The organism is Hydrogenophaga palleronii (assembly GCF_031457455.1).
Classification (GTDB): Bacteria; Pseudomonadota; Gammaproteobacteria; order Burkholderiales; family Burkholderiaceae_C; genus Hydrogenophaga; species Hydrogenophaga palleronii_A.
Genome location: NZ_JAVDWU010000010.1, coordinates 142260 through 167439 on the forward strand (window position 1 = coordinate 142260; position 25180 = coordinate 167439).

Consider the following 25180-nt stretch of genomic DNA (forward strand, 5'->3'; position numbering starts at 1 on the left):
GTCTTTCGGGAAGGGAGTGAAATGGCCGGTGGCCGCTCAGCGCTGGCCCCAGGCCATGCGGCCCAGCAGGCCGTCACGGTCGATGAAATGGTGCTTGAGCGCACCTGCCACGTGCAGCCCCACCAGGGCGGCCATCGCGAAGGCGGCGTACTTGTGCAGCGGTTTGAGCAGGTCTGCAAGTTCCGGGCTCACCGGAACGAAGTCCGGCAGGGGTAGCACGCCGAACACCACGATGGGGAAACCTGCGGCCGAACTGAAGGCCCAGCCCAGCAAGGGCACCGCGAAGAAAAGAAGGTACAGGCCCCCATGGGTGGCGTGGTGTGCCCAGCGCTGCCAGACCGGCATGGCGTGTTCGATCACCCTGGGCAGGGCAGGTGGTCGTTGGATCAGGCGCCACATCAGGCGGACGAAAGAGAGAGTGAGCACCAACATCCCGAACCATTTGTGCCAGCTGTAGAACTTCAGCTTCTGGGGTGAAAACGACAATCCCTCCATGTACAGGCCCAGCGCAAACAGGCCCACCAACGCCAAGGCGAGCAGCCAGTGCAGGGCCACGGACAAAGGGTGGTAGCGGGTGGAGGCGGTCGATGACATGGCGGCAGTGTAGAGAGGGCAAAGCCCACGAACGGTGAAAGGGCTTGAACCCTCTATTCAAAAAAATCGAATGAACTAAGCTATTCAATTCGTATCCCGACACCGGCGTCACCGCCTCGTCACGCTCCTACAATGGGCCGCATGTCTGCACTGCCTGCCGCCCAGTTGCTGTCGCTCTACCCCGCGATGGGTGCACTGACCGGTCTGCTGCCCACCCTGCCCCTGATGCGCTGCCCGGCCGGCGCGGTACTGTTCCGCGAGAACGATGCCTGTCAGGGCTTCCCACTGGTGATCGAGGGTGAGGTGCGGGTCTCGCGCAGCGCCGCCAACGGGCGCGAACTGGAGCTCTACCGGGTACAGCCTGGCGAGATGTGCCTGGTGTCTTCGGCCGGCCTGTTCGCGGGGCAGCCGCTCAGCGCCCGTGGCGTGACCACCATGGAGACCGCCCTGGCGCTGCTGCCGCCGGACGACTTCCAGACCGGCATGGCCCATCCGGAATTTCGCCGCTACGTGCTGGGCCTGTTCGCCCAGCGCATGACCGACCTCACCGCCCTGATTGAAGCCGTGGCCTTCCAGCGATTGGACAGCCGCCTCGCCGCCGCCCTGCTCGGCCACGGCCCGCAACGCCACATCACCCACCAGGCGCTCGCCGACGAACTGGGCACGGTGCGCGAGATCGTCACCCGCTTGCTGCACCGCTTTGAGCGCGAGGGGCTGGTCGAGCTTTCGCGCGAATGCATCACCGTGCGCGACAGCGCCGCCCTGCGCGAACTCGCGGCCCTGCAACCGCGCTGAGCGTCGCAGACCCTGCCAACACGTTTGGTGACCTCGGTCACAGACCCGAAGCGTGATCGGCGGTTCAATGCCATCCACCACACGCCGTGTGGGCCATTCCGGCAGCGCTGGAGTGCACCTCAAGCAACGGAGCATGACATGACCAAAAACGTGGGCGGCATCGACCGCATCTTGCGCATCGCCATTGGCCTGGCCCTGATCGCCGCAGCGGCCACCGGCACTCTGGGCCTGTGGGCCTATGTGGGCGTGGTGCCGCTGCTCACGGGGCTGATGGGCTGGTGCCCTCCTTATGCCTTGCTGGGCTTCAACACCTGCTCCATGAAGAAATAGGCCCGGGCAACCGTTGATCGGCCCACCTGTGCAACGGTGGGCCCCAGCGTGCGAAAGCGCACGGCACCGGGGCGCGCCATGTCATCGGCGCGACTGTGGAACCAGAGACGCGAGGCCACCATGCGTCCCGGAACAAAGATTCTGGCCACAGCAGGAGACAACCCGATGGCAAACACGTCCTCCCACACCCGGCGGGTCCGCTCGCCGATGTTCATCGACCGGCGCCAGTTGCTCGGCGCAGGCGCCGCACTGGCGGCCTTCGGTCTGCCCAGGCTCGCGCACAGCCAGAGTGGTCCCATCCGCATCGGGCAGAGCGCCCCCTTGAGCGGACCCGTGGCCGGCGCCTTCCAGGGACCGCTGGCCGGGCAGAAACTGGCCCTTGACACCGTGAACCAGCGTGGCGGCATTGGCGGTCGCCCAGTTGAACTGGTGCTGCTGGACGACGGCTACGACACCGCGCGCATGGTGGAGAACGTCAAACTGCTGGTGGAGCGCGACAAGGTGGTGGCGCTCACCGGCCTGGGCAGCACCGCTGGTGTGGCCGCCGTGTTGCCCTATCTGGCCCAGACCCGCATGCCCCTGGTGGGCAGCTGGACCGGTGCGCACGTGCTGCGGCTGCGGCCGCACCCCAGCTTCTTCACCTCGCAGGCCAGCTTCAAGGACGAGGTCGAGCACTCCCTGCGCACCCTGGCCACCATCCACATGGACACCGTGGGCGTGGCCTACCAGGACAACGCCTTCGGCGAGCTGATGATGCCGGTGGTCGAGACCGCTGCCAAAGAGCTGGGCGTGAACCTGGTGGCGCGGGCGCCACTGGCGGTGGACGGCAGCAACGCTGCCGACGCCGCCAAGGCGCTGGCCGCAGCCAAGCCGAAGGCGGTGCTGATGATCGCCGTGGGGCCTTCGGTGGCGGGCTTCGTGCGCGCGGCGCGAACCAGTCTGAACGTGCCGGTGTACACCCTGTCGGTGGCGGCAAGTTCGGTGGCGCCTCTCGGCGCAGAAGCCCGCGGCCTGGCCATGACGCAGATCGTGCCCTCACCCTGGCGCAAGGTCGACGCCATGGCACGCGAATTCAACGAACTGGCCGAAGCCGCCAAGGTACCGGTGGACTACAGCAGCTACGGCGGCTACCTGGGCGCACAGTTCCTGCTGGAGGCGCTGCGCCGGGCGGGTCCAAGAATCACGCCGGACGGCATCATCCAGGCCATCCAGGGCATCCGCAACTGGTCGCTCGGTGGCAATATCCTGAATTTCGGCCCGGACCGCCACCACGGCAGCGCCTGGGCCGAGATCACCATCGTGGACAGCAACGGTCGATTCCGGCGCTGAGCCCCCTTCCACCGTCACTCACGAAGGCCCACCATGCACATCACATCCCTGAAGGAAGTCGTCAGCGCCGAAGAATGGGCGCTGCGCTGCGACCTGGCCGCCTGCTACCGCCTGGTGGCCGCCTATGGCTGGAGCGACCTGGTGTTCACGCACATCAGCGCCAAGCTGCCCGAGAGCGTGACCGGCGGCGAGCACCAGTTTCTCATCAACCCCTACGGTCTGATGTTCGACGAGATCACCGCCAGCAGCCTGGTCAAGGTCGACATGGCCTGCAACAAGCTGCACGACTCACCATTTCCGGTGAACCCCGCCGGCTTCGTGATCCACAGCGCAGTGCACGAAGCCCGGCCCGAAGCCGGCTGCGTGCTGCACACCCACACGCGCGCGGGCGTGGGCGTGAGTGCACAAAAGGCCGGCATCCTGCCCATCAGCCAGCAGAGCACCTTCGTGCTGTCTTCACTGGCGTACCACGACTATGAAGGGGTGGCCTTCCGCCCCGAAGAGAAGCCACGCCTGCAGGCCGATCTGGGCCAGGCCAACTACCTGGTGCTGCGCAACCACGGCCTGCTCACCGTTGGCCGCACCATCGCCGACGCTTTCCTGTCCATGTACACCTTCGAGAACACCTGTCGCATTCAGATCGACGCACTGGCCAGCGGCAGCGAACTCACCCAGGTGGACCCGAAGATTCTGAACGGCATGGCCGACGTGATGCGCGTGGCCACCGCCGGGCAAGGGGCGCAACTCGCCTGGCCGGCGTTGCTGCGCAAGGTGGAAAAGCTCGATCCAGGGTATTGCACTTGAGCACCCCCCTGCGCCGCTGACGCGGCTTCCCCTCGATTGAGGCATTCGCGCCGGAGGCACTTTGCCCGCGGGAGAAGCCTCAGCGCGGCGTGTTTTCCACGAACGATGTCATGCCTTCCAGCACGGTGCGCAGGCGAATGAGTTCGCGTGATCCGTCCAGGCGGGTGGACCAGGAGGCCAGCTTATCGGCGCGGCGCAGGCGGGGCAGCAGCGGCCGGAGGAAGGCCTGCAGACTGTGGCTCTCGGTGGCTGCCGGGCAGGCCTCGGTCCAGGCGTCGCGGTACGCGTCCAGTACCGCCCGCACAGCGTTCGGTCCCAACGGCTCCAGAAAGCGGGCCAGAGAAAACACCAGTTGCAAGGCGTCGTAGCGCTGCACGGTTTCCAGTGGCAGGCCCGGGTACAGGCGCTCTTCGAAATCGATGCGCGCAAAACGCCGGCCATCCCAGGTGAGGTTGCGCGCCTGCGCGCCGCCGTGCCAGTGACCGCGCGCATGAAAGCCCGCCAGATCGGCACTGGCCGCGCACATCAGCGGCAGGCGATCGGCTTCAGGGATGCGGTGCAGCAGGTGTTCCAAGGTGGTACCCACGTCGCCGGTGACCATGGTATCGCCATCAAAGGCCACCACGGGTGGCACATGCTCACCGGCCGCCGCCAGCGCCAGCAGGCGCTCGTGCTCATGGGCCAGCAGGGCCTTGCCATCGGTCTGGCGCACGGCACGCCAGGGCACGGGCACACCCACAAAATGCGCGAACAGGTAGACCCCCAGCGATTTGGCGACGCTGCGCAGGGGCCGTTCGGCGGTTTTGGTCCAGGTCTTGGTGGGGGCTGTCGTGCTCAAGGTTCGCGATTATCCAGAAAAGCGGATGAGCGCCCCGGTGTTCACTCCCTCCCTCGCTGGGGAAGCGTTGGGGTGGGGCCAGCGGTGGGGGGAGCCGGTCACCTCGCGCCGAAGGCGGCGCTGCAAGCTCAGCCCTTCGAATTGGTGGTGTCGCCAGCCTTCCACTCAGCCCGCTTGATCTGCAGGAACTGCTCACAGAAATTCTCCCCCACCGCAGCGCGCAAAGCCGCGTCGGCCTGCAGCGCATCGAGCGCGGCGCCCAGGTTGGCCGGCAGCCGCGGCGGCATGGATTCTCCGAGTGCGTGGCGCAGGTACAGGTCATCGTCGCAAGGTGTCGGCGGCGGCAGCGCGCCATCGATACCGGCCAGGCCGGCCGCCAGCGTGGCGGCCAGCGCCGCGTACACATTGCACGACGCATCGGGCAGGCGCCATTCGATGCGGCCGGCCACGGTGCGGACCAGGCAGGTGCGGTTGTTGTCGCCAGCGGCCTTCCACACCGGCGACCAGGTGGTGCCGGACGCACTCTCGCTCACGGCCAGGCGCTGGTAGCTGTTGACCAGGGGCGCACAAATCGCGGCCAGCGCGTCGGCGTGGTGCAGCAGGCCGGCGGCGAAGCGCTGGCCGGTCTCGCTCAGGCCCATGGGACCGGCGGGGTCTGCCATCAGCGCCTGGCCGTCGGTGTTGGTGAGGCTCAGGTGGAAATGCAGGCCGCTGCCCGGCGCATGGGCCAACGGCTTGGGCTGGGTGGAAAAGTGCAGGCCATGCTGATGCGCCACCGCCTGCGCGGTCAGCTTGAAGAGCTGGTAGCGGTCGGCGGCGGCCAGGGCCTCGTCGAAGCGGTAGTTGATCTCGTACTGACCGTTGGCGTCTTCGTGGTCCATCTGCTGCAGATCGAAACCGAGCGCGATCAGGTGCTGGCGCATGCTGTCCAGGAAGCCAAAGTTGCGGGTGATGGCGTCGAGGTCGTAAGAGGGCTTGGCCAGTCGGTCCAGCTCGTCGCCCACCACCCATTGCCCGTCGGCACCCCGCTTGAGCAGAAAGAACTCGGGCTCGATGCCCACCCACAAGGTCCACCCGCGCTCATTCAGCCGTTGCACCTGGCGCTTGAGCACCTGGCGCGAACAGGTGTCCAGCGGCTGGCCGCCGGCAAACCCGTCGCACACCGCATGGGCCACACCGGGCAACCAAGGCAGCAGGCGCAATGTGTCAGGCCGCACGCGACCCATGTATTCGCTGCGGGGCCCCATGCGCGGCAAGCCGGTGCCCCAGATGCTGGGGCCGGAGAAGCCCGCGCCCACCGTCACCGCGTCGGGCAGGCCTTCCAGCGGTATCAGCTTGCCCTTGGGCGCACCGTGCAGGTCGGTGAAGGTGGTCATCACCGTGTGCACTCCCTGATCCACCAGGGTACGCATGGCATGGTCCAGACTGTGTTCGCTCATGTGGTCTCCTGTTGCAGAGGGCCCCTGAAGGGGGGATGTCCCTTGCAGATGCTTGTCGATGGTATGCCGGGCCAAACCGGGTGCGGAGTGGAGCAGCGACACGAATGGCTGCGGATAAACTAAATACTTCCGTATTCATTCAGGGCGGTTTCATGACAATAAACCATCGAATCCTTGGCTTCGCAGCGCCAGCATGCGCCAGCCTCCTGCTGCTTGCCTGCGCTGCGCTTCCTGCGCCCCATGCCGCCTCCACACCGCCCACCCCAGATTCTTCATGGAATAGCATGAACCAGACCACTTCCCCCCAGAAGCACATCGTTGGGCAGCTCATAGAAGCACTGAAGACGGAGCGCATGCTGCAGACCGACTTCTTTCAGGACGCCTCTCTGCAAGCGTGGTTTGGCACCCACCAACGAAGCTCCACCCCCAGCCCGCTCAAGCAGGGGGTGCAGCGCGAACAGCTGGTTTTTGAAGCGGGCAGACTGAGCCTGGCCCGGCAGTTGACGGGCAAGGGGTTTAGTTTCAGCCTCGAAGGCCCCGACTATCGCGGCCTGACAGGGCTCAGAGCCGAAGACCTAGTCGAAGCCCTGGGTGAGCCGCATAAAAAGGTGGATTTCGTCGTCGCACAGCTGACCCCACCTCCCCGCTATCCAGAGCCCGGCCCTCGTGGATTGTTGATTTCCCCGCAACCTGTTCGCAAGCGCGGCGAGACCACGCATCCGCTGGGCAATCACGACCTGTTCTGGGAATGGACGACCGACACTTCCACGTCCAAATTCAGTGCCGATATCAATGGGGACGGCAGCGTTGAAGCCGTCAACGGCAGACAGGACCGGCGCCCAGGTTTGTGAGAGCTGAAAGCGCTCGCGTTCACTCATGCCAAACACAAGCCCACCTTCGATCCCGGAGTCGGTGTTTTCATCTCAATTCCGGCAACAACCGTCATTCCCCGCCATCCTGGAACAGGCCCACGCGTCGCCCTTCCTGGTGGACATGCTGACGCAATTACATGCACGTGGAAACCAGATACACGTGGACGCCCTCACCACTCGCGCTGCCTACTACCAAACGGAAACGGGTGACATTTACATCGGCAGCGCTCTGTTTCCTGCAGTCAACGACGAGGGCCGCCCGATCGGGGTTACAGAACTCAAACGGTTTGTCTCCCTGTTGGGACATGAAGGTGGTCACGCCGTCCTTCAAGACCATGGGCACCACCCGCGCTCGCCCGATGACGCACGGGCCCTGGGTCTTGCCGGAGAAGGTGTAGCCCTCGCTGCAGAGTACATCGTCGCCAGCCAGATGAGCGGTCCTATGTGGTCTGGCAGAACCATTCAAGACTCACTCGAAGCAACGGCCGCCTCACTCAGCAAAAGCGCCGACATCGCCACCCGCCGCATGAGTGATCCAGCCGCCCAATGGCAGGCCTTCGATGCGCAGGCAGCGCAACAAGGGGCGGCGTACTACGGTCAACTCAGCCCCTCCACCGCACCCAACATCACCTACAACGAGTACTACGCCGAAGCCTGGGCGGTGCTCAACACCCGAGACGGGCGCACCCTGCAGCAGCACATCGACTGGGACCGGGTTCAGTCGCCGGACATCGTGATCGTGCCGCACGCCGATGGCGCCTTCACGCTGGTTGGCCAAGCCGTGCCCATGGACAGCGGTCCGCATGCGGGCAGGCGCGTCGACTTCAGCGCAGCGTTCGATGCCGATTCGCGCGTGGCGGGAGAGACCCGGCAGACACCGAGGCCGGCCACCCTCTCCACACACGAAAACCCGCCTGGGGTCAACCGCCATGAGCATGTCACACGGGAACCCGCCGACCTCCATCGGAACCCGGAGGCTTCGCCGCCTGAGCAAGGTGCGATGCCGCTTCTCAGCGAGCAGCACATGCGCTGGCTGCGCCAAGCCTATGTCGAGCTGGCGCCGGCACTCAAGGCACAGGGTCTGGACCCCGACCGAAGTCTCCAGGTGGCAGCGGCGTGTCTGCACACCGCTGCACGCCATGAGGCACGCTGGGGCGCCCCGCGCCAGTTTCTGCTCAGCAACGATGGATGCACCGGGGGACCTGCAGCACGAGAACTTGCGCCTGGAAACCTTCCCGCTGGAACAGGCCCTGGACACGCCGGCCATCGCGTCACTGAGGGCCACCGAACAGTTGCTGCAGGCGAAGCAGGAGAGGCCCCCTGCAGAAGTGAATCGTGAACACAGCCGAAGCGCGACGACTCCAGGATTTTGAAGCTCAGCCCAGACACTCGGCGAGCGCCGCGTCCAGCACGTCCATCGCCTCGGCAAACACCGCGTCTTCAATGGTGAGTGGGAACAGGAAGCGGATCACGTTGCCGTAGACACCACAGGTGAGCAGCAGCAGACCGCGTTTGAGGGCCGCCATCTGCACGCGCTTGGTCAGATCGGCGTCTGGCGCGCCGGACTTGGGATCGATGAACTCGCAGGCCACCATAGCGCCCAGGCCGCGCACATCGCCCATGCGGGCATGGGTCTTTTTCTTGGCGTTCAGGTGGGCGATCAGTTTGTCGCCCAGCAGTTGCGCGCGCTCGGGCAGCTTCTCTTCCTGCATCACATCGATCACCGCATGCGAGGCGGCAATCGCCAGCGGGTTGCCGGCGTAGGTGCCACCCAGGCCACCGGGCGCGGGGCCGTCCATGATGGCCGCCTTGCCACACACGGCCGACAAGGTGGTGCCCCCCGCCATGCTCTTGGCCAGCGTCATGAGGTCCGGGCTCACGCCGTAGTGCTCCATGGCAAACATCTTGCCGGTTCGCGCAAAGCCGGTCTGCACCTCGTCGGCCACCAGCAGGATGCCGTGCTGGTCGCACAGCTCGCGCAGCCACTTCACCGCCGCTGGCTGAATCGGGTTGAAGCCGCCCTCGCCTTGCACTGGTTCAAACACGATGGCCGCCACCCGCGAAGGCTCAATGTCGCACTTGAACAGCTGCTCCATGGCGCGTTGGGATTCTTCCAGTGACGCACCATTGGCAGGAAACGGCACATGGTAAATCTCAGGCGGGAACGGGCCAAAGCCAGCCTTGTAAGGCTGCACCTTGCCGGTCATGGCCACGGAGAACATGCTGCGCCCGTGGAACGCACCGCCAAAGGCAATGACGCCGCTGCGCCCGGTGGCCGAGCGCGCGATCTTCATCGCGTTTTCAATAGCTTCCGCGCCGGTCGAAAAAAACGCCGTCTTCACCGGCCCGTCAATCGGCACCATGGCATTGATGCGCTCGGCCAGTGCCACGTACTCCGTGTAAGGCACCACCTGGTAGCAGCTGTGGGTGAAGCGCTGCAACTGCGCCGCAATCGCGGCCTGCACCTTGGGGTGCACGTGGCCGGTGTTGAGCACCGCAATGCCGCCGGCGAAGTCGATGAAGCGCCGGCCCTCGATGTCCCAGAGCTCGGCGTTCTTCGCCTTGTCGATGAAGAAGTCACCGAACACACCCACACCACGCGGCGTGGCGTCGAGCCGTCGCTGGTGCCAAGCGGCGTTGGTGTGTGGTGCGTTCAACTGCTCGGATTTCTGTGGGGCGTTCATGGGAAGATCTCCTTCAATGCAGACTGGGCGGCGCGAGGTGCATTTTTTCCAGGGCACCGCGGAACTGGCTTTGCCAGGCCGCCAGTGCCGCCCCCCTCCGGGGGGTGACGCGAAGCGGCGCGGGGGGCGCCGGTTACACCGGCGAGTCGATTCTTATCCAGGTGGTTTTGGTTTCCGTGTACTTGTCAAACGCATGCAGCGACTTGTCACGCCCCACACCGCTCTGCTTGAAGCCACCGAACGGCACCGTGATGTCGTCTTCGTCGTACGAATTCACATGCACCGTGCCGGCACGCAGCGCGCGCGCCACGCCGTGGGCTTTGTTGATGTCGCGCGTCCACACGGCAGCCTGCAAGCCATAAATGTTGCTGTTGGCCTGCTGCACCACGTCGGCCGTGTCTGTGAAGCTCAGCACGGAAAGCACCGGGCCAAAAATCTCTTCGCGCGCAATCGTCATGCTGTTGGTCACGCCGTCAAAAATGGTGGGCAGCACGTAGTTGCCACCGGCCACCGGCATCGCCGCTTCGCCACCGGCCAGCAGTTTCGCGCCTTCGGACTTGCCGCTCTCGATGTAGCGCAGCACCGTATCCATCTGCACCTTGTCGACGATGGCGCCCATCACCGTGCCCTTGTCCAGCGGGTTGCCGGGCTGGTACTGCGGCACCAGCTTCAGGGCCTTTTCCAGAAAGGCTTCCTTGATGGACGCTTCCACGAACAGGCGCGAAGGCGCGTTGCAGCTCTCGCCCTGGTTGAAGAAGATGCTGCCCACCGCCGCCTCCACCGCCTTGTCCAGATCCGGGCAGTCGGCGAACACGATGTTGGGCGACTTGCCACCCAGCTCGGTCCAGGCGCGCTTCAAGTTGCTCTGCCCGGCCATCACGTGGATCTGCTTGCCCACGCGCGTGCTGCCGGTGAAGGCGATGCAGTCCACGTCCATGTGCAGCGCCAGCGGGCTGCCGGTCTCAGGGCCGTAACCTGGCACCACGTTGAAAACACCGGGCGGAATGCCGGCGGCCAGTGCCAGTTCGGCCAGTCGCAGCGCGGTGAGAGGGCTTTTCTCGGAAGGCTTCAACACCACCGAATTGCCGGCCGCCAGAGCGGGCGCGATCTTCCAAGCCGCCATGATCATGGGGTAGTTCCAGGGCACGATCACGCCCACCACACCCACGGGTTCGCGCGTGATCAGCGCCAGCGCCGTGCTGGCCGTGGGCGCGATCTCGTCGTACACCTTGTCCACCGCTTCGCCGTACCAGCGAATGCAGTTGGCCGCGCTGTTCACGTCCACGCTGCGCGCGTACTTCACCGGCTTGCCCATGTCCAGCGTTTCGGTCAGGGCCAGTTCGTCGGCATGGGCGATCAGCTGCTCGGCAAACTTGATCATCACGCGCTTGCGCTGCGCCGGCGCCATGCCGCACCAGCGGCGGTCTTCAAAGGCCGCACGGCCTGCGGCCACGGCGGCGTCGATGTCGGCCTCGCCACAGCGCGCCACCTGGGTGAGCAGGCGGCCGTCCACGGGCGAGAGGCAATCAAAGGTCTGGCCGTCGCGCGCGGCCACGCGTTCGCCGTTGATGAGGGCGCGGCCGTCGAAAGTGAGTGAGCTGGTATCGGTCATGGGAAGGCGTTCAAGACGAAACAAAAGTGGAACCATGCTACGCCGTTATCACCGCGCATGCAGCATCCACTTGCGCTCAACGGCAGGCATCCACTGGCGCACAAAGATGCATCTGACACAATGCCTGCGGCCCCAGGGCTTCAAGATCTCTCGAAGACGCTGGTCGTTTTCGGGCTGTGGGGTATCCCCACGGCGACGATGGTTTCCTGGACACACGACGCGCGATCCCGACCTGCGCCGCTGGCGCAGCGCGGATAGCGCCGGACCTGCTGGTTGAGGCACCGGGGCCACCCTTTTTGCCTGCTGCGCCCAACCGATGACCACCGCCCACCACCGCCGCTGGCTGGCCACCGGGCTGGCCCATGCCTTTCTGGCCGACCACGAGCAACCGGGCGCCCGCACGCCCGATGCCTTGCTGGCGCGTGCCAGGGTCTGCCTGGGCTGCGAGAGCGCGACACCGGAATGGCTGGTGTCGATGGCACAAGCCGTTGCCACGCGCTGGGCACGGCAGGGGCTGATCGACACGGTCGACAGCCTGGTGCAGATGTTGGTGCAGCGTCCCGAATGGGCATCCGACGATCACGCTCTTGACGAAGACGATGAAACCGTCGACGACACCACCACCTACCCTGAACCCATGTCAGTGGGGGATTGGACCGTGCGCCACTGGCTGCTGCGACCGGCGCGCATGGCCGCCCTGCCCTGGGGTCTGCAGCACATCGAGCGCCCTGACCTGCCCACCGCATCGGACTGGGCCCTGTGGCTGGGCATCACCACCGAGCGCCTGCATTGGCTGGCACACCCGTCGCAGCACTGGCGCGAGGGCAGCCAGCGCCCCCACGCCACCGTGGCCAACCATTACCACCACCGCCTGCTGCCCAAACGCAGCGGCGGGCTGCGCCTGCTGGAAGCCCCCAAGGCCGAACTCAAGCAGGTGCAGCGCCTGCTGCTCGACCGTGTGCTGGCACGCCTGCCCGTGCACGAAGCGGCCCACGGCTTTGTGCGCGGCCGCAGCGTGCACACGCACGCGCAGATCCATGCCGCCCAGCCCTGCGTGATCTCCTTCGATCTGCGCGACTTCTTCCCCAGCATTGGCGCGGCACGCATTCGGGCTTTCTGGCGCTGCTGGGGCTACCCCGAAGGCGTGGCCCAGATGTTGACGCAGCTGTGCACCACCCGCACACCCGCGGCGGTGCGTGAGCGCCTGCGCGAGGCCAAGGCGCTGGACGTCCACGCAGCCAAACGGCTCGCCTCGCCCCACCTGCCACAGGGCGCGCCCACCTCGCCGGCGCTCGCCAACCTCTGCGCCTTTGGTCTGGACCTTCGATTGGAAGGCCTGGCCCACCGCTTTGGCGCCCGCTACTCGCGCTATGCCGACGATCTGGTCTTCTCTGGCCCGGCGCCGCTGGCCCAGCGCTTTCGCCAACTTCATGCCTGGGTCGACGCCATCGCCGCCGACGAGGGGTTCGCCCTGCATCCCGTCAAACTGCGACGCGCCTTGTCTCACCAGCAGCAGCGGATCACCGGCCTGGTGGTCAACGTGCAACCCAACATCGCGCGCCAGGACTACGACCTGTTGCGCGCCGAACTGCACCGCGCAGCCCGCGTGGCCCAAGTGGACGCCCAACAACGCGCCCATCTGCAAGGCCGCGTGGCCTGGGCCTGCCAAGCGTTGGCCCCTTCCAGGGTCGCCAAACTGCAGTCGCTGCTGGCCCAGATTGCCTGATGGCCCCCACGCTCCGCCGCTGCGCGGGTCGCTGCCCCCCGAGGGGGCTGACCTTGCTGGGGGCGGCCCTGCGCTGCGGTCGGATGGCCCCCACGCTCCGCCGCTGCGCGGGTCGCTGCCCCCCGAGGGGGCTGACCCTGCTGGGGGCGACCCTGCGCTGCGGTCGGATGGCCCCCACGCTCCGCCGCTGCGCGGGTCGCTGCCCCCCGAGGGGGCTGGGCCTGCCTTGGGGGCGGCCCGGCGGCTGGCCCGCGGCCCCCGGGATCCACCGCTGCGCGGGTCGCGCTTTGCAAGCCAAAACGGTCTCAAAGCCAGCCCAGCCACTCACCCCAAACCAGTTTGCCTAGCAGGCGGTTGGGCAACAAAGTGAACGCCCCGGCCACAAGGCAGGTACTGACATAGAGCGTGATCATGGCAATGCGGTGGCGCCGGATGTTGCCGCGCCACAGGGCGCGGAAGGCCCAGAACAGCGTGCCAAAAGTGACCGGCACCAACAGATGGATCGGGGTGTACCCGGCGATGTTGGGCAACTTGAAATCACGGATGAACATCGCGGTGATGGCCGTCACCAGAATCAGCGTCACCCACGCATAGCCAGCAGCGCGGTGCAGGATCGGGCGTTGGGTCTGGGCAGTCTCGGTTGCATGCCCCCGCCGCGCCCACAGCGCCACCGGACCGATCATCAAAGCGCCCAGCGCGGCGCTGAGATGGATGGCGATGATCGGTGTGAGAGTCATGGGTGCTCCAGTGCGGGTCGTGCGAATGCTGAATTCGGCATGACTGTGTCGCCGGCCCTGATCGGGCGCCAGCGACTTGCGACGAAACACCTGCATTCAGTCGTGAGGCGTCGTCAACAGGCGCGAATGGAGGGACCGTTGCGGCGGCCTGACCGGGTTTCCGGTCTCTACACCATCGTCTGCCAACACAGGCCGTGAGGCAGCGAACGCGGGCCAAAGAGAAAGTGCAGCACGCGACGACGCCCTGTGCCCAACGACTTGGACGAGGCGTGCAGCAACAGGGGGCGCATCACCAAAGCCGTGCCGACCTCGGCCTCGCAGAGACACTCCCCCGCAGCATCACGGACGGCGACCGCAGCAGCTGGCGCCAGCACACCATGTGAGTGGGAGCCCGACACCACCCGCAACGGACCGTCGCTGGACCCACAGCGGTCAAGGTGCAGTCGAACGGCCACCAGTTGCTCCAGAACCTCAACCGGGGCCTGAACGAACACCGCCCCTTCCTTTTCGGACCAACCCGACAAACCGGCCCCTCCGACCCGCTCAACCACCGGGATGCTGAGATCCTGATGCAGCGGCACCAGCCAGTTGCGCGCGCTCGACTTCTCGAAGTACGTGCACTGCACCGCCACGTGCCCCGGTGGAACAAGTCGCCTCAGATCAGCGTGCTCGCGGATGCGGCTGGCCAGCGCTGCACACCAGGCCATCGACAACAGGCAACGGGTGCCACCCGATGCGCCCAGGCCCGCACTCTCGAAATCCAATGCATCGCAGGCAAACGCGGGCAACACGTCGGGCACGCTGACGAACCCGTTGCGAGCCAATGAGTCGACGGACATCGGTGAATGGCTTTCGCTCTCGAACGACACCCGGCGCGACGTCTTCAGCGCGGCCGCCGCATGGCTTGTTGGGTTCATACCGGGACGCGCGCAACTGAGCGGCCGTCGAATCTGAAGGAGGTGGTGGAGCCTGTCATGGTCACCCAATATTCAAGATTGGCACAGCGCACGGTGAGGTCGCTGTGAGCCTGACGTTGCGTAAGCGCGAAGTGTCTCAAATCCATGGGCAGCAAGGGTCCGACTCCGCCGGCCCGAGTTGCCGTCCCCCCTCCAAGCCGAAGGCGCAAGAGAGGGGGGACGCCGTGTCAGCGGCGCAGGGGGGTGTCAGCTCTTCAACGCCGCTGCGATCTCGCGCTCACGCCGCCTCGTGCTGCGCGCCACCCACACCGCGTACGACACGATCACGATGGTGACGGTGGTGATCAGCAGCGTGGCCGCCGCGTAGATGGTCGGGTTGATGCCGCGGCGGGCGTAGCCGAAGATCACCTGCGGCAAGGTATTCACGCCGGGGCCGGAGAGGAATTCGGCGATCACCACGTCGTCGAACGACAGCGTGAAGGCCAGCAGGAAGGCCGCCAGAATGGCCTGGAAGATGTTGGGCAGCGTGACCAGGAAAAACACCTGCATGGGCCGTGCGCCCAGGTCCATCGCGGCTTCTTCGATGCTGCGGTTCATCTCCATCAGGCGGCTCTGGATCACCACCATGCCATACGCCATGCCCAGCAGCGTGTGACCCAGGATGATGGTGAGCATACCGCGCTGCGGCCAGCCGAAAGCGTTCTGCGCGCCCACCGCCAGCAACAGCAGCGACAGGCCGATCACCACCTCAGGCATCACCAGCGGCGCATTGACCATGCCCGAAAAAATGGTGCGCCCCAGGAAACGCCGGTAACGCACCAGCACGAACGCCGCGAATGTGGCCAGCACCGCAGAGAGCAAGCCGGTCACGGTCGCCACCTTGAGCGACAGCCAGAAGCCTTCAACAATCTTGGTGTCGCGTGTGAGCGCCTCGTACCAGCGCAACGAAAACCCGGTGAAACGCGCGTCCTGCCGGGTGCTGTTGAAGCTGAACACGATCATGAACATCAGCGGCAGGTAGAGGAAGGCGAACACCACCGCCAACCAGAATTTGCCGAAGTGTTTTTCCAGAAGCTGTTTCATGCTTTGCCTCCTTCGCTGCGTTCGCCAGAGTAGTGGTAATACAGCGCCAGCGGCACCACGATCAGCGCAATCATCACCACGGCCAGCGCCGTGGCCTTGGGCCAGTCGTTGGCGGTGAACATCTCGTCCCACACCACGCGGCCGATCATCACGTTCTCCGGTCCACCCAGCAGCGAGGGAATCACGAACTCACCCACGCACGGAATGAAGACCAGCATGAAGCCGGCCACGATGCCGGCCTTGGACAACGGCACCGTCACCAACCAGAAGGCCTTGAATGGCGTCGTGCCCAAGTCGTAGGCCGCCTCCAGCAGACGGAAATCCATCTTCACCAGGTTGGCGTACAGCGGCAGCACCATGAAAGGCAGGTACACATAGGTCATGCCGATCAGCATCGACACATTGGTGTAGAGCATCTGGATCGGCTCATCGATGAGGCCGATCGACATCATGAAGCGGTTGAGCACCCCCTGGTCGGTGAGGATGCCCTTCCACGCATACACGCGCAGCAAGAACGACGTCCAGAACGGCAGCATCACCATCAGCAGCAACGCCGGGCGGATGCTGGCTGGCGAGCGGGCGATGAAGTAGGCAAACGGGTAGCCGATCACCAGACACAGCACCGCCGTGACCAGCGCGTACCAGATCGAGCGCAGGTAGGCGTCCACATACAGCGTGCGGAACAGCGGCGCGCCCTCTTCCGTGCGGAAGATGGACAGGTAGTTCTCATACTTGAGCTTGAGCACTCCGCTGGTCGCGTCCCAGATCGGCTTGAACGGATGGATGTCGCCACCCATGTCCACAAAGCTGATGTAGAGCAGGATCAGGAACGGCAGGAAGAAAAAGACGATCAGCCATGCATAGGGCACGCCAATCACGAAGCGCTTGCCGGGAACAGGGAGTGATGAAATGCCCATCAGAAACCTCCAGAGAACTACAACCTATCGAGCGCAGTGACCTAAAAACCAGAACGCCGCGGAACCGGCTTTGCCGGGCCGCCAGCGTTGCCCCCCTCCGGGGGGTGACGCGAAGCGGCGCGGGGGGAGACTGACAGGTGTCAGTCTCTTAGTACAACCCCGGCCCGATCCCCCCACCAGAAGTACACCTCGTCTTCCCAGGTGATGTCCGACAGGTCCTGCCTGGAGGTGTTGGCCTCCGTGATCTTCAGACGCGAGCCGTCACCCGCCTGCACGATGTAGGTGTTGTAGGAGCCGAAGTAGGCGATTTCCTTGACCTTGCCCTTGAACAGGTTGGGGCCCGCGTCAACGGGTGCCGTCTTGCTGATCTCGAGCTTCTCGGGGCGCACGGCCACCGCCACCGGCATATCCAGGGTTCCGGGCACGCTGTGGCCCACGTGCACCAGACCGAGCTTCGTCTCGACCGCGCAGTGGTCGATCTCGTCGACCACCAGCTTGCCCTCGAACAGGTTCACGTTGCCGATGAAATCGGCGACGAAGCGGTTGGCCGGGTGCTCGTAAATCTCTTCGGGCGAGCCCACCTGGAGCACCCGCCCCTTGCTCATGATGGCGATGCGGCTGGCCATGGTCATGGCCTCTTCCTGGTCGTGCGTGACCATCACCACGGTCACGCCCACGCTCTCGATGATGTTGACCAGCTCGAACTGGGTCTGCTCGCGCAGCTTCTTGTCCAGCGCGCCCAGCGGTTCGTCCAGCAGCAGCAGCTTGGGTTTCTTCGCCAGGCTGCGCGCCAGTGCCACGCGCTGCTGCTGGCCACCGGAGAGCTGGTGCGGCTTGCGCTTGGCAAACGGGGTGAGCTGCACCAGGGCCAGCATCTCGTCGGTGCGCTGCTGGATCTCGGCCTTGGGCAGGCCTTCACGCTTGAGGCCAAAGGCCACGTTCTCCCAGATGTTGAGGTGCGGAAACAGCGCGTACGACTGGAACATCATGTTCACCGGTCGGTCATAGGGCGGCATGGCCGCCACGTCCTGCCCGCCGAGCAGGATGCGGCCCGAGGTGGGCTTCTCGAAGCCTGCGAGCATGCGCAACAGGGTGGACTTGCCACAGCCCGAACTGCCCAGCAAGGCAAAGATCTCACCCTTGCCGATGGAGAGCGACACCTCGTCCACCGCCACCGCGTCGTCAAAACGCTTGACGAGTTTTTCAGTCACCAGAAAGCCCGCAGCATCTGCCATTGTTGAATTCCGTTTCTTGGGGTCAGAAAAAGAAAAGGGCTGTTCAACCCAGCGGAAGAACAGCCCTTGTGCTCGGTAAAAAACCGATTATTTGCCGCGCTTGAATGCGTTGTAGGTGTCGTTGAGCGTGCCGGCGATGTCGTTGGAGAAGCCGCCGGTGGGGATCAGACGTGCGGTGTCCTCATCGCTCAGGAAGATGGTCTTGTTCTCCTTGACCTCGTCCTTGATCATGGGCAGCGCGGCCTTGTTGCCGGTGGGGTAGTTCATCTCGTTGGCCATGGCCGCGCCGTTCTCGGCACGCAGGTAGAAGTCGATGAAGGCGTGGGCGTTGTTCACGCGCTTGGCGTCCTTCGGAATGGCCATGGTGTCAATGAACACCAGACCACCGCCGGTGGGCAGCAGGGGCACGATCTCGTCGGTGCCACCGGTTTCCTTCACGCGGTCGGCAGCGATGTTGATGTCGCCGGACCAACCCACGAAGGCACAAGCCTTGCCGCCGGCGATGTCGTCGATCATGGTGCTGGAGAACAGGCGGACGTCCTTGCGCACCTTGGCCAGCATTTCACCGGCCGCCTTGAAGTCCTCAGGATTCTCGCTGTAAGGCGGCTTGCCCACGTAGTGCAGCGCCACGGGCAGGATTTCGCTGGGCGAATCCAGGAAGGCGATGCCGCAAGACTTCAGCTTGCTGGAGTACTGGGGGTTGAACACGAGTTCCCAGGCGTTTTCAGGCATGGGCATGTCTCCGAGCGCCTTTTCCACCTTCTGCTTGTTGATGCCCACGGTGGTAAAGCCCCAGGCCCAGGGCACGAAGTGCTTGTTCTCAGGGTCCACACCGGCGATCTTGGCCATGAACTCGGGGTCCAGATTGGCGTAGTTGCTGATCTTGCTCTTGTCGATCGGCTGGTACAGGCCGCCGTCGATCTGCTTCTTGCCGAAGCCTGCAGTGGGCACCACGATGTCGTAACCCGAATTGCCGGCCACCAGTTTGGCGTGCAGGGCTTCGTTGTTTTCAAACGTGTCGTAGTTCACCTTGATGCCGAACTCCTTCTCGAAGTCGGCAACCAAGGTCTCGGTGATGTAGTCGGGCCAGTTGTAGATATTCAACACCTTCTCTTCGTCCAGCACCGGGCCGGTCGGCGCTGCAGGCGCTGCGGCAACAGGTGGTGTGGTCTCCGCCGGGGTGGCGACCGGCTCTTCCTTTTTGCCACAGGCGGCCAGAACGATCGCGGTAATGGCCAGGGCCAATACGTGTTTCTTCATCATGAAACGTCTCCAAACGGGATAGAAAAGTGAATGAAAAAAAGGACCTGCAATCCGGAATACGGTGGCATTTCGGGGACCGGCACACCCGCCTGATCAAGCAATTAGCAGACCAGCTTTGTCCCCACCATGGGGCACGAAGCACTGTATCAAAGAATTAGAGCCCAACCATCAATTCGACGGCTCATCACCCTCTTCCGCCAGAGCGCGAGCCCGGTCGCTTGCAGTGATTCGTTCCAAGGGCACCGAGGAACCGGCTTCGCCGGGCCTCTGGTGCCGTCCCCCTCCCGCCGAAGGCGAGAGGGGGGGAAGACGCGAAGCGGCGCAGAGGGTGTCATCTCGTTCAGGGGGTGTCACGCCAATTCCCCAGCATTGCGCAAATCATCCAGCGTGGCATCCAGGCACTTCACAATCAGGCCCATCATTTCGTCGATCTGCTCGCGCGTCATCACCAGCGGCGGCGCAATGATCATGCGATCACCCACGGCGCGCATGATCAGCCCGCTTCTGAAGCAGTGCCCGCGGCAGATCATGCCAACCGAGAGGGCGGGGTCGAACATTTCCCGCGTGCCCTTGTCCTTCACCAGCACCAGACCCGCCACAAAGCCGCAGGTCTCGGCCGCGCCCACCAGCGGGTGGTCGCTCAGTTCGGCAAAGCGCTCGGCCAGGTAGGGGCCGATGTCGTTCTTCACGCGGCCCGGCAGGTCCTCGCGCTCCATCAGCTCCAGGTTGGCCAGCGCCACCGCGCAAGCCACCGGGTGACCACTGTAGGTATAGCCATGGTTGAACTCACCGCCCTGCTCGATCAGCACCTTGGCCACCCGGTCGCCCACCATCACGCCGCCCAACGGGATGTAGCCGCTGGTCACGCCCTTGGCAAAAGTGATCAGGTCGGGCCGGTAGCCGAACTTCTGGTAGGCGAACCAATGGCCCAGGCGGCCGAACGCGCAGATGACTTCGTCGGAGATCAGCAGGATCCCATATTGGTCGACGATGCGCTGGATCTCGGGCCAGTACGTTTCGGGTGGGATGATCACGCCGCCGGCACCCTGCACCGGCTCGGCGATGAAGGCCGCCACCTTCTCGGGGCCCACCTCCAGAATTTTTTCTTCCAGCCAGCCCGCCGCACGGCGGCCGAAATCGGCGTGGCTTTCGCCCGGCAAGGCGTTGTCCCAATGGTGCGGCTGCTCGATGTGCGTGATGTTCGGAATCGGCAAGTCACCCTGGGCGTGCATACCGCTCATCCCACCCAGCGATGCCCCCGCCATGGTGCTGCCGTGGTAGGCGTTGTGCCGGCTGATGATCACCTTGCGCTGGGGCTGGCCGAGCAGGTCCCAGTAACGGCGCACCATGCGCACGTTGGTGTCGTTGCTTTCCGATCCGCTGCTGGAGAAGAACACATGCTCAAACTTGCGACCACCCACCACCGGCGCCAGCGAAGCCAGCTTGGCCGCCAGCTGCACCGCCGGCACATTGGTGGTGTTGAAAAAGCTGTTGTAGAACGGCAGCGTCATCATCTGCTGATACGCCGCATCGGCCAGCTCCTTGCGGCCATAACCCGCGTTCACACACCACAGCCCGCTCATCGCGTCCAGAATCTTCGCCCCTTCAGAATCCCACACGTAGATGTTGTCGGCCCGCGTGATCACCCGCGCACCCACACCGGCCAGGTCACCGTGCGACGTGAACGGGTGCAGGTAATGCGCACTGTCCAGCGCCTGAATGGCTTTGGTGTCGTGCTGCTCGGCACGGCGAACCAAAGCAGGAGGGGCGATCAGGGTGGGATTCATGGGCATGCTCCGAAAGAAAGGAAGTTATCCAGGACACCCGAGGAACCGGCTTTGCCGGGCCTCAGGGTGTGCCCCCTTGAGGGGGTGACGCACCGCAGGTGCGGCGCGGGGGTGGGTCAAACGTGCAACAGCAGATGCTCCCGCTCCCACGGCGAGATCACCTTCATGAACTCGTCGAACTCAAGTTCCTTGATTTCGGTGTAGATAGTCACGAACTCCTTGCCCAGGATGTCGTGCAGGTCGGTTTCGCGGCGCAACCAGTCCAGCGCTTCGCCCAGGCTGCGCGGCAGCGAATACGGCGCCAGGTAGGCGTCGCCCTTCATTTCGGGCTTGGGCTTGATCTTGTTCTTCATGCCCAGGTAACCGCAGGCCAGCGTCATCGCCATGGCCACATAGGGGTTGGCGTCGGCGCCGATCACGCGGTTCTCCACCCGGCGCGCGTCCGAAGACGAAATCGGCGAACGAATGCCCACGGTGCGGTTGTCGTGGCCCCATTCGATGTTGATGGGGGCAGCCGTGTGACGGCTCAGGCGGCGGTAGCTGTTCACATAGGGCGCCACCAGCACCATGGCCGCGGGAATGTAGCGCTGCAGGCCACCGATGTAGTGGTAGAAGGCCTCCGACGCGCTGCCGTCCGCATTGCTGAAAAGGTTCTTGCCGGTGTTCTTGTCGACGATGCTCTGGTGGATGTGCATCGCGCTGCCGGGCTCACCAGCGATCGGCTTGGCCATGAAGGTGGCGTACATGTCGTGGCGCAGCGCGGCCTCGCGCACGGTGCGCTTGAAAAAGAACACCTCGTCGGCCAGCCCCAGCGGGTGGGCGTGGAAGAAGTTGATCTCCATCTGCCCCGCGCCCACTTCGTGGATCAGCGTGTCCACGTTGAGCTCCATCAGGTTGGAGTATTCGTAGATCTCTTCAAACAGCGGATCGAACTCGTTCACCGCGTCGATGCTGTACGCCTGGCGCGAGGTCTCGGCACGGCCACTGCGGCCCACGGGCGGGCGCAGCAGGGTGTTGGGGTCGGTGTTGCGCGCGGTCAGGTAGAACTCGAGTTCGGGGGCGATCACCGGGTCCCAGCCCTCGGCTTCGTACAGCGAGCAGATCTTGCGCAACACGCTGCGCGGTGCATAAGGCACCAGCTTGCCAGCATGGTCGAAACAGTCGTGGATCACCTGGGCCGTGGGGTCGCTGGCCCAGGGCACGATGCGCACCGTGCTCGGGTCGGGCCGCAGCTGCATGTCGCGGTCGGTGGGCTCGATCACATCGAAGTACGCGCCGCTGGCCGGCTGTTCACCCGTCACGCTCATGGCCACGATGGCGTGCGGCAGGCGCATGCCACGGTCTTCGGTGAACTTCTCGCGCGGCAGGATCTTGCCGCGCGCCACGCCGGTCAGGTCGGGCACCAGACATTCGACTTCGGTCACGCGGTTGCGGTTGAGCCATTGCTCCAGATCATTGAAATTTTGGGGGGCATTCATGCGCCGTTCTTCCATGGTGTGTTGTGTTCTGTTGTGGTTGTCTCGAACCGCGCTGCGGTGACTTCAGTGCCGGGCCAGATCGGCCGCCTGCAGGCGCAAACTGTGGCGCTGGCGACAAGCCCGCCCGAAGGCCTCAAAGATGGCGGCGTAGAACGGGGTGTCGCGGCAGCGCCATTCCGGATGCCACTGCACAGCATACGCAAAAGTGCGCGCGCCGCGAACGGCAAACGCCTCGACCAGTCCGTCAGGCGCATGCGCCATGGCGTCCAGGCCGGCGGCCAGCCGGTTGATGCCTTGCCCGTGCAGCGAATTCACCTGGGTTTCCTCCGCCCTGGCCCATTCCGCAAACGGGCTGCCCGGCACAAAGCGCACGGCGTGCCGAGGGGCGTACTGTTCATCGGGCGGCGCGGTCTTGGGTTCGCGGTGGTCCATCAGGCCCGGCACGTCGTGCACGCGCTGGTGCAAGGTCCCCCCCAACGCCACGTTGATTTCCTGGAAACCCCGGCACACACCCAGCAGGGGCACGCCCTCCTGCACACAGGCCCGCACCAGGGCCAGCGTGAGTAGGTCGCGGGCCGGGTCCAACGGCAGGCTGGGGTCGGCCACGTCCTCTTCAAAGTGCGAAGGGTGCACGTTCGACGGCGAGCCGGTGAGCATCACGCCATCGACCAGCGCCAGCAACTCGCCAATCTGGTCGACATCGGCCAGCGGAAACATCACCGGCTGCGCCCGCGCGCCCTCTTTCACCGCCCGGGCGTATTTGTCGCCCAGCAGCAGAAACGGCATCTGGTGCCCGTGGTCGCCCATGAGGCGGTGGTCGGCCGGTAGCCAAACCATGCAATTGGTGTTCACTAAGTGCTCCTTCGGAGCCACCCCCCGCGCCGCTTCGCGTCACCCCCCTCTCTCGCCTGCGGCGGGAGGGGGCGGCTCCTTGGACCGGCAGAGCCGGATCTTCGGAGCCCTTGGAAAACTCCACTTCTCGCGAGGCGCGGCGCGCTCCGGCTTGGTTGGGGTGAACTCACTGCTTGATTCTGAAGGCCAAATTGGATCACAATCGGAGCCAGTTGGCACCACCTCATGGTGCCATTTTCGAAATCCCCCCTGCGCCGCTTACGCGTCTTCCCCCCTTGGAAGGGGGGACCGCACTGGTGGCCCGGCAAAGCCGGTTCCACGGTGCACCTTGGCCTTGATCAGGCATTCGACTCCGAATAGCAAATCGAACATACCACCTGCATGCTTTCTGAATTTTTGCTCAGTGAGATGAACCGCCTGGGCGCCAACGATGCGCTGCCGCTGCACCGCCAGCTCTATGAGGCGCTGCGCCGCGCCATGCTCGACGGCAAGCTGGGGGCGGGCGAGCGGTTGCCTTCCAGCCGCGATCTGGCGCAGGACCTGCAACTCTCGCGCAACACGGTGGTGGCTGCCATCAACCAGCTCAGCGTGGAGGGCTACCTGGCCAGCCGGGTGGGCAGTGGCACCTATGTGAATGACAGCGTGCCGCGCATCTCGCCCGGGCGCAACGGCCAGCGCACAGCCGGGTGGGCCAGTGCCGTGCCGCCGGGGCGCCTGTCGGCCAGGGGGCTGGCCCTGACCAGCCGCTTCTGCGCCACCGACCTCGAAGTGCAGCCCTTCACCCCGGGCATTGCCGACTTCAGCGCCTTCCCGCTCACGCTCTGGCAGCGGCTGCAGAACAAGCACTGGCGCATGACCTACCCGGACATGCTCGACTACAACACCTCCGGCGGTTACGCGCCGCTGCGCCGCGCCATTGCGGACTACCTGCGCGTGTTCCGCAGCGTGCATCTGGAAGCCGACCAGGTCATCGTGACCACCGGCACGCAGCAGTCACTCGAACTCTGTGCACGCCTGCTGGCCGACCATGGCGACACCGTGTGGGTGGAAGACCCTGCCTACTGGGGCGCGGCCAAGGCCTTCATGGCCAGCGGCCTGGCGATCCACCCGGTGCCGGTGGACGACCAGGGCATCTGCCCGGACATGGGCGACGACACCTACCCGCCCAAGCTGATCTATGTGACTCCTTCGCACCAGTACCCCACCGGTGCCGTGATGTCGTTGCCGCGTCGGCATCAGCTGCTGGCCAATGCGCGGCGGCACGGCGCCTGGGTGCTGGAAGACGACTACGACAGCGAGTACCGCTTCAGCGGCCCGCCCATCTCCAGCCTGGAAGGCCTGGACACCGACGGCCGCGTGCTCTACATGGGCACCTTCTCCAAGGTCATGTACCCCGGACTGAAACTGGGCTATCTGGTGGTGCCCAAGACGCTGGTGGACGCGTTCAAGCAGGCGCACTACGACCTGAACCGCCCGGGCCAGATGCCGGTGCAGGCCGCGCTGGCTGAGTTCATTGAAATGGGCCACTTCGCCAGCGCCCTGCGCCGCGCCCGGCAGAACTACGCCGAACGCCGCCAATGCCTGCTTGAAGCCCTCAAACCCGTGCTGTCCGACGCGCGCGTCGGCCCCAGCATCAGCGGCGCCGAACAAGGCCTGCATCTGTGCCTGCGGCTGCCCGCGCACACCGACGACAAGGCCCTGGCGCAGCGCATTGCCCAGCAGGGCCTGACCGTGCGCGCGCTCTCGGCCTACTGCCTGCAGCGCTCAGACCTCAAAGGCCTGGTGATCGGCTACGGCTACGCGCCGCTGGCCGACATCCGCCGTTGCGGCCCGCTGCTGGCCGCGGCCGTGCAACGTGAACTGGACGCTGCGGCCGCCTGAGCGAAAC

General features: G+C 65.0%; 22 protein-coding genes. 8 read left to right on the forward strand and 14 right to left on the reverse strand.

The genetic code is table 11. The features are described 5' to 3' along the window. Nucleotides 1–36 precede the first annotated feature (36 nt). The gene (locus tag J2W49_RS20700; protein ID WP_405001057.1) at nucleotides 37–594 is read right to left on the reverse strand and encodes a cytochrome b; all 558 of its coding nucleotides are present in this window, start codon (nucleotides 592–594) and stop codon (nucleotides 37–39) included. Nucleotides 595–735: 141 nt separating this feature from the next. On the opposite strand from J2W49_RS20700, the gene J2W49_RS20705 reads away from it, so the two are divergent. The 4 genes from J2W49_RS20705 (at nucleotide 736) to J2W49_RS20720 (ending at nucleotide 3852) form a co-directional block, all read left to right on the forward strand. Then, entirely contained in the window at nucleotides 736–1389 is a 654-nt protein-coding gene (locus J2W49_RS20705; protein ID WP_310320698.1) for a Crp/Fnr family transcriptional regulator, read from the forward strand. A 138-nt stretch (nucleotides 1390–1527) separates the two neighbouring features. Then, on the forward strand, nucleotides 1528–1719 hold the full coding sequence (locus J2W49_RS20710) for a YgaP family membrane protein (protein ID WP_310320700.1): 192 nt from the start codon (nucleotides 1528–1530) through the stop codon (nucleotides 1717–1719). A gap of 165 nt (nucleotides 1720–1884) precedes the next feature. Next, nucleotides 1885–3048 carry an ABC transporter substrate-binding protein gene (locus J2W49_RS20715; protein WP_310320702.1) on the forward strand — a complete coding sequence of 388 codons (1164 nt, stop codon included), beginning with the start codon at nucleotides 1885–1887 and terminating at the stop codon, nucleotides 3046–3048. A 33-nt stretch (nucleotides 3049–3081) separates the two neighbouring features. After that, entirely contained in the window at nucleotides 3082–3852 is a 771-nt protein-coding gene (locus tag J2W49_RS20720; protein ID WP_310320704.1) for a class II aldolase/adducin family protein, read from the forward strand. A gap of 79 nt (nucleotides 3853–3931) precedes the next feature. Here J2W49_RS20720 and J2W49_RS20725 read toward each other — a convergent pair whose 3' ends face one another. After that, complete coding sequence (locus J2W49_RS20725) at nucleotides 3932–4690, reverse strand: BUD32 family EKC/KEOPS complex subunit (RefSeq protein WP_310320706.1); 759 nt, start codon at nucleotides 4688–4690, stop codon at nucleotides 3932–3934. Between the two features lie 128 nt (nucleotides 4691–4818). Beyond that, the gene (locus tag J2W49_RS20730; protein WP_310320708.1) at nucleotides 4819–6129 is read right to left on the reverse strand and encodes a type III glutamate--ammonia ligase; all 1311 of its coding nucleotides are present in this window, start codon (nucleotides 6127–6129) and stop codon (nucleotides 4819–4821) included. A 284-nt stretch (nucleotides 6130–6413) separates the two neighbouring features. Here J2W49_RS20730 and J2W49_RS20735 point away from each other — a divergent pair, with 284 nt between their 5' ends. Next, a complete protein-coding gene (locus J2W49_RS20735) occupies nucleotides 6414–6980 on the forward strand; it encodes a hypothetical protein (RefSeq protein WP_310320710.1) in 567 nt (188 codons plus the stop codon). A gap of 25 nt (nucleotides 6981–7005) precedes the next feature. Then, on the forward strand, nucleotides 7006–8340 hold the full coding sequence (locus J2W49_RS20740) for a hypothetical protein (protein WP_310320713.1): 1335 nt from the start codon (nucleotides 7006–7008) through the stop codon (nucleotides 8338–8340). 37 nt (nucleotides 8341–8377) lie between these two features. On the opposite strand, the gene gabT is transcribed toward J2W49_RS20740, so the two are convergent. Together gabT and J2W49_RS20750 are read right to left on the reverse strand one after the other, a co-directional pair. Then, the gene (gene gabT / locus J2W49_RS20745) at nucleotides 8378–9685 is read right to left on the reverse strand and encodes a 4-aminobutyrate--2-oxoglutarate transaminase (RefSeq protein WP_310320714.1); all 1308 of its coding nucleotides are present in this window, start codon (nucleotides 9683–9685) and stop codon (nucleotides 8378–8380) included. Between the two features lie 133 nt (nucleotides 9686–9818). Then, nucleotides 9819–11297, reverse strand: a complete 1479-nt coding sequence (locus J2W49_RS20750; protein WP_310320716.1) for an aldehyde dehydrogenase — start codon at nucleotides 11295–11297, stop codon at nucleotides 9819–9821. Between the two features lie 316 nt (nucleotides 11298–11613). On the opposite strand from J2W49_RS20750, the gene J2W49_RS20755 reads away from it, so the two are divergent. After that, nucleotides 11614–13023 (forward strand): reverse transcriptase family protein, encoded by a 1410-nt coding sequence (locus J2W49_RS20755; protein WP_310320718.1) that lies wholly within the window; start codon nucleotides 11614–11616, stop codon nucleotides 13021–13023. Between the two features lie 305 nt (nucleotides 13024–13328). Here J2W49_RS20755 and J2W49_RS20760 read toward each other — a convergent pair whose 3' ends face one another. The 9 genes from J2W49_RS20760 to J2W49_RS20800 all read right to left on the reverse strand — a co-directional run bounded on the left by J2W49_RS20760 (nucleotide 13329) and on the right by J2W49_RS20800 (nucleotide 23277). After that, complete coding sequence (locus J2W49_RS20760; RefSeq protein ID WP_310320720.1) at nucleotides 13329–13760, reverse strand: DUF2306 domain-containing protein; 432 nt, start codon at nucleotides 13758–13760, stop codon at nucleotides 13329–13331. A gap of 167 nt (nucleotides 13761–13927) precedes the next feature. Next, nucleotides 13928–14599, reverse strand: coding sequence for a phytanoyl-CoA dioxygenase family protein (locus J2W49_RS20765; RefSeq protein ID WP_310320722.1), 672 nt, complete (start codon nucleotides 14597–14599; stop codon nucleotides 13928–13930). 324 nt (nucleotides 14600–14923) lie between these two features. Then, on the reverse strand, nucleotides 14924–15760 hold the full coding sequence (locus J2W49_RS20770; RefSeq protein ID WP_310320724.1) for an ABC transporter permease: 837 nt from the start codon (nucleotides 15758–15760) through the stop codon (nucleotides 14924–14926). After that, nucleotides 15757–16677: an ABC transporter permease gene (locus tag J2W49_RS20775; RefSeq protein WP_310320726.1), complete on the reverse strand. Its 921-nt coding sequence runs from the start codon at nucleotides 16675–16677 to the stop codon at nucleotides 15757–15759. Before J2W49_RS20775 ends, J2W49_RS20770 begins: the two co-directional genes overlap by 4 nt. 140 nt (nucleotides 16678–16817) lie before the next feature. Next, nucleotides 16818–17912 (reverse strand): ABC transporter ATP-binding protein, encoded by a 1095-nt coding sequence (locus J2W49_RS20780; protein ID WP_310320728.1) that lies wholly within the window; start codon nucleotides 17910–17912, stop codon nucleotides 16818–16820. 87 nt (nucleotides 17913–17999) lie between these two features. Beyond that, on the reverse strand, nucleotides 18000–19172 hold the full coding sequence (locus J2W49_RS20785) for an extracellular solute-binding protein (RefSeq protein ID WP_310320877.1): 1173 nt from the start codon (nucleotides 19170–19172) through the stop codon (nucleotides 18000–18002). 353 nt (nucleotides 19173–19525) lie between these two features. Next, nucleotides 19526–20962 (reverse strand): aspartate aminotransferase family protein, encoded by a 1437-nt coding sequence (locus J2W49_RS20790; RefSeq protein ID WP_310320730.1) that lies wholly within the window; start codon nucleotides 20960–20962, stop codon nucleotides 19526–19528. 116 nt (nucleotides 20963–21078) lie between these two features. Continuing rightward, on the reverse strand, nucleotides 21079–22440 hold the full coding sequence (locus tag J2W49_RS20795) for a glutamine synthetase family protein (RefSeq protein ID WP_310320732.1): 1362 nt from the start codon (nucleotides 22438–22440) through the stop codon (nucleotides 21079–21081). A gap of 63 nt (nucleotides 22441–22503) precedes the next feature. Continuing rightward, nucleotides 22504–23277 (reverse strand): gamma-glutamyl-gamma-aminobutyrate hydrolase family protein, encoded by a 774-nt coding sequence (locus J2W49_RS20800; protein ID WP_405001063.1) that lies wholly within the window; start codon nucleotides 23275–23277, stop codon nucleotides 22504–22506. Between the two features lie 396 nt (nucleotides 23278–23673). Between J2W49_RS20800 and pdxR the strand changes: the two genes are divergently transcribed. Next, the gene (gene pdxR, locus J2W49_RS20805) at nucleotides 23674–25173 is read left to right on the forward strand and encodes a MocR-like pyridoxine biosynthesis transcription factor PdxR (RefSeq protein ID WP_310320736.1); all 1500 of its coding nucleotides are present in this window, start codon (nucleotides 23674–23676) and stop codon (nucleotides 25171–25173) included. Nucleotides 25174–25180 lie beyond the last annotated feature (7 nt).

What these genes read in the sequence shown, in the direction of transcription:
- J2W49_RS20755 (WP_310320718.1), top strand. Translation starts at nt 11,614, where the DNA reads ATGACCACCGCCCACCACCGCCGCTGGCTGGCCACCGGGCTGGCCCAT.
- J2W49_RS20720 (WP_310320704.1), top strand. Translation starts at nt 3,082, where the DNA reads ATGCACATCACATCCCTGAAGGAAGTCGTCAGCGCCGAAGAATGGGCG.
- J2W49_RS20770 (WP_310320724.1), bottom strand. Translation starts at nt 15,760, where the DNA reads ATGAAACAGCTTCTGGAAAAACACTTCGGCAAATTCTGGTTGGCGGTG.
- J2W49_RS20795 (WP_310320732.1), bottom strand. Translation starts at nt 22,440, where the DNA reads ATGAATGCCCCCCAAAATTTCAATGATCTGGAGCAATGGCTCAACCGC.
- J2W49_RS20760 (WP_310320720.1), bottom strand. Translation starts at nt 13,760, where the DNA reads ATGACTCTCACACCGATCATCGCCATCCATCTCAGCGCCGCGCTGGGC.
- J2W49_RS20750 (WP_310320716.1), bottom strand. Translation starts at nt 11,297, where the DNA reads ATGACCGATACCAGCTCACTCACTTTCGACGGCCGCGCCCTCATCAAC.
- gabT (WP_310320714.1), bottom strand. Translation starts at nt 9,685, where the DNA reads ATGAACGCCCCACAGAAATCCGAGCAGTTGAACGCACCACACACCAAC.
- J2W49_RS20780 (WP_310320728.1), bottom strand. Translation starts at nt 17,912, where the DNA reads ATGGCAGATGCTGCGGGCTTTCTGGTGACTGAAAAACTCGTCAAGCGT.
- J2W49_RS20710 (WP_310320700.1), top strand. Translation starts at nt 1,528, where the DNA reads ATGACCAAAAACGTGGGCGGCATCGACCGCATCTTGCGCATCGCCATT.
- J2W49_RS20700 (WP_405001057.1), bottom strand. Translation starts at nt 594, where the DNA reads ATGTCATCGACCGCCTCCACCCGCTACCACCCTTTGTCCGTGGCCCTG.
- J2W49_RS20735 (WP_310320710.1), top strand. Translation starts at nt 6,414, where the DNA reads ATGAACCAGACCACTTCCCCCCAGAAGCACATCGTTGGGCAGCTCATA.
- J2W49_RS20740 (WP_310320713.1), top strand. Translation starts at nt 7,006, where the DNA reads ATGCCAAACACAAGCCCACCTTCGATCCCGGAGTCGGTGTTTTCATCT.
- J2W49_RS20790 (WP_310320730.1), bottom strand. Translation starts at nt 20,962, where the DNA reads ATGAATCCCACCCTGATCGCCCCTCCTGCTTTGGTTCGCCGTGCCGAG.
- J2W49_RS20785 (WP_310320877.1), bottom strand. Translation starts at nt 19,172, where the DNA reads ATGAAGAAACACGTATTGGCCCTGGCCATTACCGCGATCGTTCTGGCC.
- J2W49_RS20715 (WP_310320702.1), top strand. Translation starts at nt 1,885, where the DNA reads ATGGCAAACACGTCCTCCCACACCCGGCGGGTCCGCTCGCCGATGTTC.
- J2W49_RS20765 (WP_310320722.1), bottom strand. Translation starts at nt 14,599, where the DNA reads ATGTCCGTCGACTCATTGGCTCGCAACGGGTTCGTCAGCGTGCCCGAC.
- J2W49_RS20730 (WP_310320708.1), bottom strand. Translation starts at nt 6,129, where the DNA reads ATGAGCGAACACAGTCTGGACCATGCCATGCGTACCCTGGTGGATCAG.
- J2W49_RS20775 (WP_310320726.1), bottom strand. Translation starts at nt 16,677, where the DNA reads ATGGGCATTTCATCACTCCCTGTTCCCGGCAAGCGCTTCGTGATTGGC.
- J2W49_RS20705 (WP_310320698.1), top strand. Translation starts at nt 736, where the DNA reads ATGTCTGCACTGCCTGCCGCCCAGTTGCTGTCGCTCTACCCCGCGATG.
- J2W49_RS20800 (WP_405001063.1), bottom strand. Translation starts at nt 23,277, where the DNA reads ATGGTTTGGCTACCGGCCGACCACCGCCTCATGGGCGACCACGGGCAC.
- pdxR (WP_310320736.1), top strand. Translation starts at nt 23,674, where the DNA reads ATGCTTTCTGAATTTTTGCTCAGTGAGATGAACCGCCTGGGCGCCAAC.